This window comes from Janthinobacterium sp. SUN211, from assembly GCF_030587315.1.
Classification (GTDB): domain Bacteria; phylum Pseudomonadota; class Gammaproteobacteria; order Burkholderiales; family Burkholderiaceae_D; genus Janthinobacterium; species Janthinobacterium kumbetense.
Genome location: NZ_JAPWIC010000002.1, coordinates 645,533 through 659,883 on the forward strand (window position 1 = coordinate 645,533; position 14,351 = coordinate 659,883).

Sequence of the window (14,351 nt, forward strand, 5' to 3'; positions counted from 1 at the left end):
AGGCACGCCGCTGGCCATGGCCGCATCTGTCCGGTCGCCGCAAAATTTTGATGCAATGCAGCAGGCATGGACTATGATGAAATAGCTGCGCTGGCAAGGTGTAATCGCCTGGCAATCGCCGCGCAGTCAACTTGCATTGATGATCAGGGAGAAGATAATGGGCAACGCGAATACGCCGCAACCGGGCAATAGCCAGGGCGGCACGCCATCCACGGCGGGCAGCAAGCAAAGCACGGCCGACTCGGCCGAAAACTTTGTACTGGTCGATAGCGAGCAAGGTCTCGATATCGGCGACGATCTGTTTTCCATCGGCGAAGTGCGGCGCGCCGACCGCTTGCCGCATCACCAGTCCGGCTCCGCTGGGCAAAGCCGGCAGAGCGCCGACGATGCGCCCGACACCACGGGCAGTACGGGCGTCTGAGCTTCCCTTCCTGACTGTCTGATAATTTCCGCAGGGCCAGCCGCCGGGCGTGTTCGCGCACGGCGGCTGGCCGTTTCCCCTTGCGCGTGGACAATCTCGCCTGCTTGCCGCCGGGGGGGGAGACTGGCGACCCGGCTACAGGTCGACCCGTCCGTGTTCGCCCAGATCCTTTGGCGGTTCGCCCGTGATGGCGGCCTTGGCCATTTCATAGAATTGCATCATCTTGCTGGCGCTGCTATCCCAGTATTCGGCTGACTGTATCGTCACCTTGATCAGCGACAGCTTCGGATCGTCGACACCGCCAGGGAACCAGGCTTTTAGCAGCGGGTTCCACAATTCTTCCGCCTTGGCGCGGTCCTTCAGCAACTGCGCGTGACCGCAGACGGACACATACAGGCTGTCGCCCGTATCGACAAAGCTGACGTTGACTTGTGGATTGTTCAGCAAGTCGCGCGTGTAGGCGGCCTCGTCCGAGACAAAGAACCAGATGTGCCCTTCGCTGTCCACCTGCTGCTGCGTCAGTGGCCGGCTGGTGAGGGTGCGCATGTCATCGCTGGTGGTCAGCATGCCGAATTTGACGTCCTTGATCCTGGCCGCGATGCTGGCCAGTTGTTCGCTGGAATATGCTTGCATGGGTGCTCCCTTGATGGTTGTCCTGAACAACAGCATAGGCGGGCGCGGCAGGCGGCTCTGTACGGCAGCTTACGTAGTGGCGACTGCTTGCCTCGCGCCATGTTTCAAAGCTGTTACAAAACGCTGGCCCGGCGGGGCACCCCATGTATTGACTTAATAAATGATAATCATTATCATTTGTTTGAAAATGAGGCATGAACTTTGATTGAAGGATGGGAATGAAGCACACTGACTTGTCGCGCCACCTGGCCCGCTCCTTGCCGGGAGCGCTCGATGGGTAATGCGGGCGCAGCAGACAAGGCCAAGAACAACGCCAGCCGCGCCGTCTGGCTGAAGAACTTGCATCAATGGCACTGGATCAGCTCAGCGCTTTGCCTGCTGGGCATGTTTCTGTTCGCCATTACCGGCATCACCTTGAACCACGCCGGCCAGATCGAAGCCAAGCCGGCGATCACGCGCCAGAAGGCGGCGTTGCCGGTACCCCTCGTCACGCAACTGGCCGCGTATGCCGCCAAGCACGATGGCGCCAATGCGCCCATGCCGGCCGACGCCGAAGCCTGGCTCAAGCAGCAGTGGTCGCTCAATGCGGGCGGCCGTCCCGCCGAATGGTCGATCGACGAAGTCTACCTGCCGCTGCCGAGGGCGGGTGGCGACGCCTGGGTGCGCATCGGCCTGGAAGACGGGGCCGCCGAATACGAATTGACGGACCGGGGCTGGGTGTCCTGGCTCAACGATGTCCACAAGGGCCGCAACACGGGCGTGGCGTGGAGCTGGTTCATCGACATCTTTGCCGGCGCCTGCATCGTGTTTTGCCTGACGGGCTTATTGATTTTGAAGTTCCACGCGGCCAACCGGCCATTTACCTGGCCGATGGTTGGCCTCGGTATCTTGATACCCTGCGCGATCGCCTTGCTGTTTATTCACTGATCGTTTTTATTCTTACTTTTTTACAGGCACACCATGAAATTACGCTACACCCTGGCGCTTGGCCTTCCCCTGATCGGTACGTCGGCGATGGCGGCCGACCTGTCCCTCAAGCTTGAACTCCCGCAATTGAACGTGGCGGAATACCACCGTCCCTACGTGGCGGCGTGGCTGGAAACGGCGGACCAGAAGGTGGTTGGCAACCTGGCCGTGCTGTATGACGTGAAAAAGAAAGACAAGGTCGGCGAGAAGTGGCTGAAGGACATGCGCCAATGGTGGCGCAAGAGCGGCCGCGACCTGGCCATGCCGGTTGACGGCGTCAGCGGCGCCACGCGTGCGCCGGGCGAACATACCTTGACCTTCCCTGGCGCCAAGGCCTTGCTCGACAAGTTGCCGGCCGGCGAATACCAGGTGGTGGTGGAAGCGGCGCGCGAAGCGGGCGGACGCGAACTGGTGCGCGTGCCGTTCCAGTGGCCGCTGAAATCGGCCCAGTCCGTGCCAGCCAAAGGCAAGGAAGAACTCGGTAATGTCGTCGTCCAACTCAAACCATAAGGCGCACCCCATGTTCAAGCAATTCAACAAACCCCTGATCGCCCTGGCCCTGGCTGGCCTGGCCATGAACGCCCACGCCCACCGCGGCTGGATGGTGCCATCGAGCACGATGGTGGAAAGCAAGGACGCCTGGGTGACGGTGGATGCCGCCGTCTCCGACGGCCTGTTCGAGATCGACCACCAGCCGCTGCGCCTGGACGCGCTGCAAGTTATCGGCCCGGACGGCGCGAAAGTCACGCCAGCAAATACGCTGACGGGCCGTTTGCGCAGCGTCTTCGACGTGAAAATGGAAAAGCCGGGCACGTATAAAGCGGCCATCGTGTCGCAAAACGTGATGGGCAGCTACACCGTGAACGGCGAGCAGAAGCGTTTCCGCGGCAACGAGGAAACCTTCAAGAAAGACGTGCCGGCCGACGCGAAAGACGTGAAAATCACGCGCACGGCAGCGCGCCTGGAAACTTTCTTCAGCAATGGCGAAACCAGCACGGAAGTGTTCAAGCCGACGGGCGTGGGCTTGGAATTCGTGCCGGTGACGCACCCGAACGACTTGCGCGCGGGCGAGAAAGCCACCTGGCGTTTCTTGATCGACGGCAAGCCGGCGGCGAACCAGGCGTTCAGCCTGGTGCCAGGCGGCGTGCGCTATCGTGGCGTGCTGGGTGAAATCCGCCAGAGCACGGATGCCAAGGGCGAGATCACGTTCACCGTGCCGGCCGCCGGCATGTATTACCTGAGCAGCACCTGGCCAGCGGCCGCGCCAGCCGTGGCCGGCCAGCCGCCCGTGATGCCGGAGCGCCGCGCCACCTACGCGGCTTCCGTGGAAGTGCTGCCGCAGTAAGCGGCGGCATCTTCGCGAGCGAGAGCGCCGATGCGCCGGGTCCTGCTGCCGCAGCATATTTCCGATCAGGTCGCGCCGCCCGGCGCCGCGATCCGGGACTTGCGCGGCCTGTCGATGGGCACCAGCTGGTCGGTGCGCTTGCTGGAGTCCGCCATGCCGGGACGCGCGGGCAGCGCCGACCTGCAGCAGGGCTTGCAGCAGCAGCTGGATCTTGTTGTAGCGCAAATGAGCCACTGGGACGAGGACTCGGACCTGGGCCGCTTCAACCGGGCCGAGCCCGGCAGCTGGCACAGCCTGCCCGCCGCCTTTTGCGAGGTGCTGGGCTTTGCCATGCACGTGTCGCAGGCGTCCGGCGGCGCGTATGACCCGTGCGCCGGTACCCTCGTCAACCTGTGGGGCTTCGGCCCCCGCAACCGCTACGACGAGCCCGGCTTCCTGCCGCCGAAAGACGATACCGTGGCGCTGCTGCTGGCGCAGCGCCAGCGCCGCCGCCTGGAACTGGACTTGCCGGCCCGCCGCGCGCGCCAGCCGGGCGGCTTGCAGCTGGATTTGTCCGCCGTGGCCAAGGGCTATGGCGTGGACCGCCTGGCCCGCTACCTGGACAGCCAAGGCATCCATCATTACCTGGTCGAAGTGGGCGGCGAGCTGCGCGGCGCCGGCAGCAAGCCCGACGGCCAGCCGTGGTGGGTGATGCTGGAACAGGTCGATGGCGTTGCCGATAATGCACAGCATCCGCCGGAAATGCTGTTGGCGCTGCACGGCTTGTCCGTGGCGACGTCGGGCGATTACCGGCGTTTCTTCGAGGATGGCACGGTGCGTTTCTCGCACACCATCGACCCGCGCAGCGGCATGCCGATCGCCAATCAACTCGCCTCCGTCACCGTCGTGCACGCCGAATGCATGGCGGCCGATGCCTGGTCGACGGCCTTGACGGTGCTGGGCCCGGAAGCCGGCATGGCGCTGGCCGAAGAGCAGGGCCTGGCCTCGCGCTTCCTGCAGCGCGACGGCGATGGCTACCATGAAACGCTGAGCAGCCACATGCTGGCCATGCTCGACGAATGAACGATTGATTCCATGATTTTTACGCACGATACGACGCGGCTGGCCTTGCTGGCCGCCCTGTCCCTCAGTTATGCGGGCGTGTGCCTGGCGCCCTGGCTGCGCGCGCGCGCCAGGCGCCGCGCGTCCGATGCCGCGAAGGCGGCGCTGGCCAACAGTCCCGCCTGGCTGGTGGCGTATGCGAGCCAGACGGGCAATGCCGAGGAACTGGCCACGCAAACGGCGCAGAGCCTGCAACTGGCGGGCATTCCCGTGCGCCTGTGCGCGCTGGCCGACCTCACGGCCATTGATCTGCAACAAGCGGAACGGGCCTTGTTTTTGGTCAGCACGTATGGCGAAGGCGATGCGCCCGACAATGCGGCCGCCTTCATGGGCCGTTTGATGACGGGCGAACTGGCGCTGCCGCAATTGCACTACGCCGTGCTGGCCCTGGGCGACCGCAGCTATGGCCAGTTCTGCGGCTTCGGCCGCGCGCTCGATGCTTGGCTGGCGGAGCAGGGCGCCTCGCGCCTGTTCGAGCGCATCGAAGTCGACCGCAGCGCCAGCGCCACCATCGAGCAATGGTTCCAGCACCTGAGCCACCTGGCCGGCACCAGCGACGCACCCGACTGGAGCGCGCCCGCATTCGGCGACTGGCGCCTGACGCGTCGGCAGTTGCTCAATCCTGGCAGCGCCGGCGGCCCCATCTATCACGTGGAATTGGCGCCCGTGGCGGGCAGCCTGCCTGACTGGCAGTCGGGCGACCTGGTGCAGGTGGCCGCGCCGCTTGATCCTGCGCAACCGCGCGAATATTCGATCGCCTCGATTCCGCGCGACGGCGGCGTGCACTTGCTGGTGCGCCAGCATGCGCATCCCGACGGCAGCCTGGGCCTGGCCTCTGGCTGGCTCACGGCGCAGGCCGCTGTCGGCGACGTGGTGCAACTGCGCTTGCGCCAGCACCGGCGTTTCCGCCTGGAAGACAATGCCCAGCGGCCCCTGATTTTAATTGGCAACGGCAGCGGCATCGCCGGCTTGCGCGGCCATTTGAAAAGCCGCGTGCTGGCAGGGCAGCGGCGCAATTGGCTGATCTTTGGCGAACGCAACCTTGCCCATGATTTCCATTACCGAGAAGAGATTGAAGGCTGGCATGCCAGCGGCGACTTGCCGCACCTGGACCTGGCGTTTTCGCGCGACCAGGCCGAGCGGACCTACGTGCAGGACCGCTTGCGCGGCAATGCCGATGAAATCAAATTGTGGCTGCAGCAGGGCGCGGCCATCTACATTTGCGGCAGCCTGGCCGGCATGGCGGGCGGCGTCGACCAGGCCCTGCAAGAGATGCTGGGACGGCCCGCGCTCGACGCGCTGGCAGCGGAAGGGCGCTACCGGCGCGACGTCTACTGAGTTGTTGACGCCGCCAGCGCGTTCGCGCACACACGGCTATCATGATTGTTTTATCCGCAGAGGAGACACATCATGAGCGACAGTATTTACGACATTCCCTTGCGCCGCATCAATGGCGAACCCACCAGCCTGGACGCCTATCGCGGCAAGGTCGTGCTGGTGGTCAATGTCGCCTCCGCCTGCGGCTTGACGCCGCAGTACGAAGGACTGGAAAAGCTCTACGCCGACAAGCAGGCCGAGGGCCTGGTGGTGGCCGGTTTTCCCGCGAATGAATTCGGCGCGCAGGAGCCGGGCAGCAATGCCGAGATCGCCGACTTTTGCCGCGGCACCTTTGGCGTGCAATTTCCCCTGTTTGAAAAGATCGTCGTCAAGGGGCCGGGCCAGCATCCGCTGTACCAGCGCCTGGTGCAAGAGCAGCCGCGGGCGCAGGAAAAGCCGGGCAGCGATTTCCGCGCCAAGCTGGCCGGCTACGGCATCACGCAGGAGCAGCCGAGCGACGTGCTGTGGAATTTCGAGAAATTTTTGATCAGCAAGGACGGCAAGGTGGTGGGGCGTTTCGCGCCCGACACCACGGTCGATGATGCGCTCTTGCGCGAAGCGATCGCGCGCGAGTTGCAGGCCTAAAGTTGCAGGCCTAAGTTTAGGCCCGGCTTAGTCGGCGGCGTCCAGCGCGGCCGGCTCCATCTCGCCACTGACTTCCTGCAAGCCCCGTGCCAGGCTGGAGATGCTGGGGTTGTCGATGAAGACGCAGCGCTTGCCCGTGCGCTTGCAATAATCCTTCACGCGCCAGTAGGCGCTGTGGCTGATGCAGCCCGTCTGGCAAATCACCAGGTCGGCCGCCGCCAGGCTCGAATCGAGCAGGTTGGCATTGTCTTCCAGGCCGCCGTCGTGGTGGGCGAATTGCGCGCCGACCCGCTCGATCAGGGCGCGGTAGGTGGCGACATTGCCGCTGCGTCCGCCCACGCACAGGACGCTTTGATCGACGAGACGGATCGGCATTTTCAGCTTGCCGCCCGTCGGCACTTCCAGCTTCGGCGCCGGTGGCGGCACGGCCGTGCCCGGACGAGGCTGGGCTTGCTTCAAATCCGCGATTTGCTGGCGCAATTCCTTTTCGCGCTCATCCATTTGCGCCAAGCGTTCGACCAGGCGCGTGCGCGATTCCAGCGCCGGGATGGCCGCCTGCAATTGCGCCAGTTCCGCGCGCAAACCGTCGATCACGCTGTCCTTGCCGATCGCCTCGGCACGCGTGCGCAGCAGCACGGCTTCCTGGCGTTCCAGTTCGCCCGTTTTTTCCATCAGTGCGGCCTGGCTGCGCTGCTGCAGCTTGGCCAGTTCGTGCGTCAGGCGCGCATTTTCTTCCTGCAAGGCCGTAAACTTGCCCATGTCGGCGCGCACGCAGGCGCCGGCCTGGTGCTGGATCATGTGCAAGTCTCTGCACATCTGCTCTTCCAGCTCGGCGTCGCAGCGCGGGTGCGTCAGGCCGGCCCAGAAAGCGCCCGACACGTCGCCGTTGGCGACGGCCGTGCGCCACAGTTCGGCCACTTGCTCCGTCGTCTTGGCGCCGCGAAAGCGCAGGATCACGGGGGCGTAGCGGCGTTCGAGTTCCTTTTGCAGCGCTTCGGACAGGCGGTTGCGCGCGCCGCATTCCGTCACGGCGCCCACGTGCACTTCGTAATCGTCGGCCAGCACGCGCCCGCCCGTCATCTTGCCCACCAGCTTGCGCAAGTATCCCAGAGGCAAGCCCACGCCGACCAGCGGGCAATGACAGGTATGCGACAGTTCCCACAGCCGGCGGCGGCGGGAAGCGAGCGCGGCCGGTTCGGCCCCGCCGCTGGAACAATTGCTGATGACGGGCAGGGACTGGTCTTTGTCACACATGGCGATATCCTGTTGGACGATGGGGATGGAAAAGAAATTATTGCGGCAGGGGCGAGGCGGGGCGCTTGGCGCTCAGCATGCGTGCCACGCGCTCAAGCCAGCTGGTCCTGGGAGGCGCGGGCCGGTGCAGCGCCACCAGGGCGGCCCATTGCTGCGACAGTTGCTGGCAGGTCGCTTGCAGCACGGGGCCCAGGCCGGGCGAGTTTGACAGCACTTGCAGATGGCGTTCGATGACACCCGCCAGTTTCTCGCAGGGACTGCCCGCATGGTAGTGCGACATCAGGTGCAGCACGGCCGACAGCAGCAGTTCAGGCTGTTGGCCTTGCGGAGGAGGAAACATCGGGGAAGGTCGGTCGTTCGCCATCAAACACTCCTGTGCGGTGGTTTGGCTGGCTGCGCGCACGGGGCGCGACTGGCTGGCGAGTGTGGTGACTGGCTGCCGTGCTGCTTCAGGCAGTCAGGATCAGCTTGTTCAATTGGGTGACGCGCAGGCGATAGATCTTGCCGCTGTGCTCAATCTCCACTTCGCGGCCCTGCTGCAGCAGCGCTTCGCTGGTGATGCGGCGCGCCGGCTGGGCCATGCTGACGGGAGGACGGACGTGGGCGGTAGCGGCATCCTGGATCAAGGCTGGTTTTGAGCTTTGCATGTTGGGCTTTCTTTGTCTCAGTTGAGAATGATTCGTATTTGCATTATTGTTGAATGTGGCCCGAAAAGCAAGGCTTATTTGTGCGGAATCCGCGCTTTTTTACGGTGGGACGGCAGCGTGGGAGCGAGTGCTGCGCAAAGGCGGCCGCTGGCGCGGCGCGGAAGGGGGCGGCAGCAAAAAAAGACCCGGTAAGGCAGTGCGCCTTGGCCGGGTCAAGCCTGTGCCAAGCTTGAGGAAATCGGGATGAGGCTAGATAGTGGCCAGCAATTGCGCCGAGGCGCTGGCGGCCGCGGTGGTATCGGCCTTGAGCTTGGCGGCGGCCAGCTGCTTGGCGCGCGAACGCGACGGCGGCAGGCGGCGCAGGGTTTTCAGGGCGTCCGGATCCTTGATGCCGATGGTGCGTTGGTCAACCGTGATCAGGCCGATTTCATTGAAGGCGGAAAGGGTGCGGCTGACCGTTTCCAGGGTCAGGCCCAGGTAGCTGCCGATTTCATGGCGCGTCATGCGCAGGTTGAACAGCTTGCTCGAATAGCCCATCTGCGCAAAGCGGTCGGCCAGCGAGACGAGGAAGCGCGCCACGCGGGCTTCGGCGCTGAGGGCGCCCAGCATGCCGATCATGGCTTGCTCGCGCACCAGTTCGCGGCTCATCACGCCGTACATGACATTTTCCAGTTCCAGGTGGACACGGCCCAGCGCCGTGAGTTTCTTGAACGGCAGCAGGATCAGGTCGCAGTCGGACAGGGCCACCGCTTCCGAGGAATAGTGGCGCGAGTGGATGCCGTCGACGCCCAGCATGTCGCCCTTCATGGGAAAGCTGAGCACCTGCTCATTGCCGAATTCATCGATGAGCACGGTTTTCAGGAAGCCCGAATTGACGATGTACAGGGTGTCGAACGGCTGGCCGATCGTATGCACGCGCTGGCCCGTCTTGAATTGCACGTGCTGGAACAGCAGTTCGTCGGCGGCGATGGTGCAGGCGCTGGAGATATGCAGCAGGTCGCACACCTCCTTCAGGTTCGACCAGAGCCGGCCCTGGCGCTGGCGTCCCGCTTCCATCGGAGCGGAGGGGGCCAGCGATGGTGAGGCGGCGCGGGTGTCGGGCATTTGCGTGGACAGCATGTTCATCTCCTGGTGACAGGTAGTTCAGAGTTGAATGACGGGGTGCACGGGACGGCGGGCAGGCGTGGGCCGGCGGCGCGCGTTCGGGCAGGTAATGCTCAATTCGCTGAAGACTTGCTGTGTGATGAAATAACTTTCCAGCAACTTGATTACTGGTTTCAGTATGCCAACAAGCGTATGCAATTAATATCAGCAGTGGCTGAATATGGCAGTAGGAGCTGTGGTAGATGAAGTAGGATTGTTCCTACAGTCGACGCGCGGGCGCGCGCCGCCGTATTCAGGTCTTGAAGGGGGAGAGCAGGCGGTGCGCCACGGCATACTGGACCATTTCAGACAGCGAACTCATGCCCATCTTTTGCATGATGCGCGTCTTGTGCGTACTCACCGTCTTGACGCTCAGATGCAGGTTGTTGGCAATTTCCGTGATCGACTTGCCTGCCACCAGCAGGGAAAAGACTTCGAATTCGCGGTCCGACAACTGTTTATGCAGCAAGCTTTCATTCGGCATCATGATGTTGAGCACGAGCTGCTCCGCTACCTCGGCGCTGATGTAGGGACGTCCCGACGCCACCTTGTGGATGGCGCCCACGAGCTGGGTGCCCGCGCTTTCCTTGGTCAGATAGCCTTGCGCGCCGGCACGGATGGCGCGCACCGCATATTGCTCTTCCTCGTGCATGGTGAGGATCAGGATGGACAGCTTGGGCGCCTCGCTGCGGATTTGCCGGATCAGGTCGACGCCGCTGCGGCCCGGCATCGACAGGTCGAGCAGCAACAGGTCGAAGCCGCCCTGGCGCACATGGTTGAGTACTTCAAAACCGTCGATGGCTTCACCCACGATGTCGATATCCGGCGCGCCGTCAAGGATGCGCTTCAATCCTTCACGCATGATGGTGTGGTCGTCGGCAATCACAATACGTATCATAGGCGGGCAATCTGGTGGCGTGTAATCTGCTCTGTCCGTCACCGGACAATCAAATGTTGAGAAACGAGAAACGTTGTCATTTTAACTGAAGCGGCCGCACTGTGCCTTTTCTTGCGATGTGCCGGTGCGGCGGCCCCCGTGGCCATGTGACCCCTTATTTCGTCAGGGGTTCCTTGATCAGCCTATGCACCAGTACGGGCAATTTCGAGTGCGACAGCACCTTGTTGGTCACGCTGCCCAGCAGCAGCTGACCCCAGCCGCTGCGGCCATGCGAACCCATGAAAATCAGGTCGCATTGCTGCAATTGCGCCACTTCCACGATTTTCAGGGCGGGACTGTCGGAAAAGGCCGTCAATCCCGTCGCTTGCAAGCCCCGCTTGGCAGCCGCGTCGAGCACGGGTTGCCAGTGGTCGGCGCCCGCCTTGCGCATGGCGACGCGGTATTCCTCTTCGCTGGGATAGCTCGGCGGAATGATTTCGATGTACACCGGGTACTGGTACTCGGGCGCCACATACACGGCAAGGATGTCGGCGTGCATTTGTTCGGCAAAGGCAACGCCGGCACAGGCCGTCAAGTTGGAGACGGTGGAGCCGTCCGTGGCGATCAGAATTTTCTTATACATGGCAGGTCCTTTGGCAGTGACTCAGCGCGCGCAACGCCTCTTATTGTAGACGTCGCGGCAGCATTGTATTCATGTAAAGACTTGATAATTATCAATACTACTGCACCTTCAGTATAGACAACATTGGCAGAAAGATCGTGTTTAGCTGCGGCAGGGTCCGCCTGGCGCCGTTGTACAGGCGCTTGAGAGCAGGATTTCTTGTGTCGCGCGTGGTCTTGCACGCACGCCAATGGTAGTATTTCAAAATACAACAGCAGGAACACTTATTTCCTGGCGGAAAAGCTCTTGCGGACCCGCTTTGCACCAGGAAGCGCGTTTTGAGATTTACCAACAGGGCGGCGCCCTGCTACACTCGCACCATCGCAGCGGTATTGCCTCAAATCATCTTAATCGAGAAATTGTGGGTATCAGTCTGTAAAACGCACAGTTCAGGCGGAATTTTGACAAATTATGGAGAAGCAGGGATATGACCAACGCCGCTGATGATTTCGATGCATTATTCGATGAAGTATCCGCGCAAAGCGCGGCCGCAGCCACGCCGGCGCCTGCCGCCGCGCCCGCTCCCGCCGTGATCGCGGATGACGATTTTGACGCGCTGTTCGACTCCGTGTCGGCCAGCGCCGCCGTACCGGCGGCCGCAGCGGCGCCGGTGGCTGCCGCAGCGGAAGCGGCCCCCGTGGCCGGCGCCGACGCGCCTGGCGAAGCGGCCGACCCGGTCGACCAGTCCGACAAGCCGATGTTCGAGCGCCTGGGCGGCATCGTGCGCCTGCTGCACGATTCGCTGCGCGAACTGGGCTACGACAAGGCGTTGACGGAAGCGTCGTCGCAGATCGTCGACGCCCAGGACCGCCTGGAATATGTCGCCACCCTGACGGAACAGGCCGCCAACAAGGTCTTGAACACGCTCGATGAAGGCATGCCGGCACAGGACGTGCTGTCGAAGAAAGCCAAGGACATGGACGGCCGCTGGACGGCGCTGTTCGACGGCAAGCTGAGCCTGGAAGAATTCAAGGCCCTGGCCGGCGATTCGCGCCAGTTCGCGCAAGCCGTTGCCGAAGCGACGGAAGCGGAAAAAGCCCGCTTGCTGGAAATCATGATGGCCCAGGACTTCCAGGACATCACGGGCCAGCTGATCAAAAAAGTGGTCAACATCACCAAGACGGTGGAAAACGAGCTGGCTCAGCTGCTGCGCGACAACGCGCCGGCCGAGGTGCGCGAAAAACTGGCGCAAAAGCCGGTGCCGCTGATGCAGGGCCCGTCCGTGCCGTCGGTGGCGCTGGACCAGGATAATGTAGACGACCTTCTTGCGGATTTGGGATTCTAATGGACGATATGCTCAAGGATTTCGTCGTTGAGGCGATGGATCTTGCGGTTAATGTTGAAGAGCACTTATTGCGCCTCGAGCGTGATCCTGACAACAAGGAAACACTGAATGCCGTGTTTCGTTCCTTCCACACCATCAAGGGTGGCGCCGGTTTCATGGGCCTGCCTGCGCTGGTGGCGGCCTGCCATCTGACGGAAAACCTGTTCGACGCCTTGCGCACGGGCGCCGCGCCCGTGACGCCGATCGCCATCGAGGCGGCGCTGCAAGCGTCCGGTTTCGTGGCCGACCAGCTGACGGAACTGGCGAACGGCGCCGCACCGGAAAGCTTGCCGGCCATGCCGGAAGAGCTGGAACACATCCTGACGAACGCCATCGAAGGCAAGGGCATGGACGCGCCTGCGCCTGCCGCCGCCGTGGTGGCGGAAGCGGCCGCACCTGTTGCCGAGGTCGCTGAAGTGCTTGCAGCCGCGCCTGCCGCTGTCGCGGCCACTGCCAGCGCCGATGGCCTGGACTGGGAAGGCATGTATAACGCCGTCGTGCCCGAGGGCAGCCGCGTGGCTGCCGCACCGGTGTCTGCCGTCGCCGCTGCGCCTGCCGTCGTGGCCGCCGCGCCTGCCGCTGCTGCCGCCGCCAAACCGGCCGCCAAGGCCTGGGATGGCGCCGAACGCCGCGAAGAGCGTCCGGAAGTGCGCCATGCCGCGCCCGTCAAGGAAGACAGCATCCGCGTCGACGCCGTCAAGCTCGACGCATTGCTGGAAGTGGCCGGCGAATCCGTGCAGGCCGCCAACCAGGCTGCCGTGCTGCTTGAGCGCTTGCTGCAATTCAAATTCGAAGGCCAGGCCGCCACCTTGATGGCGACCCTGGCGGAAACCCTGGAACGCGCTTCGCGTTACTCGACGGAACTGCAGCGGGCCACCCTGGCCACGCGCATGCAGCCCGTCGGCCGCCTGTTCCAGAAATTCCCGCGCCTGGTGCGCGAACTGGCCAAGGACCTGGGCAAGGATGTCGAACTGACCATCGAAGGCGCGGAGACGGAAGTCGACCGCGTGGTGGTCGACAGCCTGTACGATCCGCTCGTGCACATGCTGCGCAACTCGCTCGACCATGGCGTCGAATCGCCGGAAGCGCGCCTGGCTGCCGGCAAGCCCGCCAAATCGTATATTTCACTGAAGGCATGGCAGGAAGCCAACAGTGTCATGATCGTGCTGCAGGATGACGGCAAGGGCATGGACCCGGCCTTCCTGCGCAGCAAGGCCCAGCAAAAGGGCTTGATCAGCGAAAACGCGCAGTTGAGCAACGACGAATGCTTCCAGCTGGTGTTCCTGCCGGGCTTCTCGACCAAGGAAGTCGCCTCCAGCGTCTCCGGGCGCGGCGTCGGCATGGACGTGGTGAAAACGGCCGTGGAGAAAAACCGCGGCGCCATCCACATCGAGTCGGCGCTGGGCAAGGGCACGAAATTCGCCATCCGCCTGCCGATCGAACTGTCGATCGTGCCGACCATGCTCGTGTCGACCTCGGGCGCCGCGCTGGCGCTGCCGATGGCCGTGGTGCAGCGCGTCGTCGAATTGCCGGAAACCTTCATGGAAGTGGGCGGCGCGCCCGTGCTGAAAGACCAGGGTCGTCCATTGCCCGTGCGGTCGCTGGCCGGTTCGCTGGGCTACGAATCGTGCAGCGAGCGCGTCGGCATTGTTGTCGCTGCGCCACAGCCGTACATTCTCGCCGTGGAAGCCGTCGATGGCACGGCCGACCTCGTGATCAAGCCGATGACGGCCATCACCGTGGAAGGCATCACGGGCACGGCCCGCTCGGCCGAAGGCGAGCTGGTGCTGGTCGTCGGCCTGTCGTTCCTGATGGACGGTTGCCGCAGCAGCGTCCGTCTTGCGGCCTGAGGACACCTGACCAAACCTGCTGCGCGTCGGCATAGGCGGCCTGCGATGCTCACCGTACCAGGGTACGGTTGCGCTTCTTAGCCACCTCTCCCTTCCGCTCGCGACGGTTTTGTCAGGCGTCGTAAGTATTGCTTTATTCATTAAAA

Annotated in this window: 16 protein-coding genes; 9 read left to right on the forward strand and 7 right to left on the reverse strand. The window is 63.3% G+C overall.

Going from position 1 to position 14,351, the window contains the following annotated elements:
* Nucleotides 1-157 precede the first annotated feature (157 nt).
* Nucleotides 158-421 carry a hypothetical protein gene (locus O3301_RS08650; protein ID WP_077407571.1) on the forward strand — a complete coding sequence of 88 codons (264 nt, stop codon included), beginning with the start codon at nucleotides 158-160 and terminating at the stop codon, nucleotides 419-421.
* A gap of 135 nt (nucleotides 422-556) precedes the next feature.
* Here O3301_RS08650 and O3301_RS08655 read toward each other — a convergent pair whose 3' ends face one another.
* Entirely contained in the window at nucleotides 557-1,054 is a 498-nt protein-coding gene (locus O3301_RS08655) for a pyridoxamine 5'-phosphate oxidase family protein (protein ID WP_305056142.1), read from the reverse strand.
* 273 nt (nucleotides 1,055-1,327) lie between these two features.
* On the opposite strand from O3301_RS08655, the gene O3301_RS08660 reads away from it, so the two are divergent.
* The 6 genes from O3301_RS08660 to O3301_RS08685 all read left to right on the forward strand — a co-directional run bounded on the left by O3301_RS08660 (nucleotide 1,328) and on the right by O3301_RS08685 (nucleotide 6,428).
* Nucleotides 1,328-1,981: a PepSY-associated TM helix domain-containing protein gene (locus tag O3301_RS08660; RefSeq protein ID WP_305056143.1), complete on the forward strand. Its 654-nt coding sequence runs from the start codon at nucleotides 1,328-1,330 to the stop codon at nucleotides 1,979-1,981.
* Nucleotides 1,982-2,014: 33 nt separating this feature from the next.
* Nucleotides 2,015-2,530, forward strand: coding sequence for a DUF2271 domain-containing protein (locus O3301_RS08665; RefSeq protein ID WP_077407565.1), 516 nt, complete (start codon nucleotides 2,015-2,017; stop codon nucleotides 2,528-2,530).
* A gap of 10 nt (nucleotides 2,531-2,540) precedes the next feature.
* Entirely contained in the window at nucleotides 2,541-3,365 is an 825-nt protein-coding gene (locus O3301_RS08670) for a DUF4198 domain-containing protein (RefSeq protein WP_305052837.1), read from the forward strand.
* Between the two features lie 30 nt (nucleotides 3,366-3,395).
* Nucleotides 3,396-4,427 carry an FAD:protein FMN transferase gene (locus tag O3301_RS08675; RefSeq protein WP_305056144.1) on the forward strand — a complete coding sequence of 344 codons (1,032 nt, stop codon included), beginning with the start codon at nucleotides 3,396-3,398 and terminating at the stop codon, nucleotides 4,425-4,427.
* Nucleotides 4,428-4,439: 12 nt separating this feature from the next.
* Nucleotides 4,440-5,804 (forward strand): sulfite reductase subunit alpha, encoded by a 1,365-nt coding sequence (locus O3301_RS08680; protein ID WP_305056145.1) that lies wholly within the window; start codon nucleotides 4,440-4,442, stop codon nucleotides 5,802-5,804.
* A gap of 72 nt (nucleotides 5,805-5,876) precedes the next feature.
* Nucleotides 5,877-6,428, forward strand: a complete 552-nt coding sequence (locus O3301_RS08685; protein WP_305052834.1) for a glutathione peroxidase — start codon at nucleotides 5,877-5,879, stop codon at nucleotides 6,426-6,428.
* A gap of 27 nt (nucleotides 6,429-6,455) precedes the next feature.
* Here the strand turns inward: O3301_RS08685 and O3301_RS08690 are convergent, their stop codons facing one another.
* From O3301_RS08690 to O3301_RS08715, 6 genes are all read right to left on the reverse strand, one after another.
* Nucleotides 6,456-7,682: a DUF2325 domain-containing protein gene (locus O3301_RS08690; RefSeq protein WP_289904064.1), complete on the reverse strand. Its 1,227-nt coding sequence runs from the start codon at nucleotides 7,680-7,682 to the stop codon at nucleotides 6,456-6,458.
* A gap of 37 nt (nucleotides 7,683-7,719) precedes the next feature.
* A complete protein-coding gene (locus O3301_RS08695; RefSeq protein ID WP_289916675.1) occupies nucleotides 7,720-8,046 on the reverse strand; it encodes a hypothetical protein in 327 nt (108 codons plus the stop codon).
* An 85-nt stretch (nucleotides 8,047-8,131) separates the two neighbouring features.
* Nucleotides 8,132-8,329, reverse strand: a complete 198-nt coding sequence (gene hemP, locus O3301_RS08700) for a hemin uptake protein HemP (protein ID WP_034750559.1) — start codon at nucleotides 8,327-8,329, stop codon at nucleotides 8,132-8,134.
* 249 nt (nucleotides 8,330-8,578) lie between these two features.
* Complete coding sequence (locus tag O3301_RS08705) at nucleotides 8,579-9,385, reverse strand: Crp/Fnr family transcriptional regulator (protein WP_035821063.1); 807 nt, start codon at nucleotides 9,383-9,385, stop codon at nucleotides 8,579-8,581.
* Between the two features lie 340 nt (nucleotides 9,386-9,725).
* Nucleotides 9,726-10,370 (reverse strand): response regulator transcription factor, encoded by a 645-nt coding sequence (locus O3301_RS08710; protein ID WP_034783426.1) that lies wholly within the window; start codon nucleotides 10,368-10,370, stop codon nucleotides 9,726-9,728.
* Nucleotides 10,371-10,524: 154 nt separating this feature from the next.
* The gene (locus O3301_RS08715) at nucleotides 10,525-10,992 is read right to left on the reverse strand and encodes a universal stress protein (RefSeq protein WP_289904066.1); all 468 of its coding nucleotides are present in this window, start codon (nucleotides 10,990-10,992) and stop codon (nucleotides 10,525-10,527) included.
* Between the two features lie 466 nt (nucleotides 10,993-11,458).
* On the opposite strand from O3301_RS08715, the gene O3301_RS08720 reads away from it, so the two are divergent.
* Both O3301_RS08720 and O3301_RS08725 read left to right on the forward strand, forming a co-directional pair.
* Nucleotides 11,459-12,316 (forward strand): protein phosphatase CheZ, encoded by an 858-nt coding sequence (locus O3301_RS08720; protein ID WP_305056146.1) that lies wholly within the window; start codon nucleotides 11,459-11,461, stop codon nucleotides 12,314-12,316.
* On the forward strand, nucleotides 12,316-14,205 hold the full coding sequence (locus O3301_RS08725; RefSeq protein WP_289916670.1) for a chemotaxis protein CheA: 1,890 nt from the start codon (nucleotides 12,316-12,318) through the stop codon (nucleotides 14,203-14,205). Before O3301_RS08720 ends, O3301_RS08725 begins: the two co-directional genes overlap by 1 nt.
* Nucleotides 14,206-14,351 lie beyond the last annotated feature (146 nt).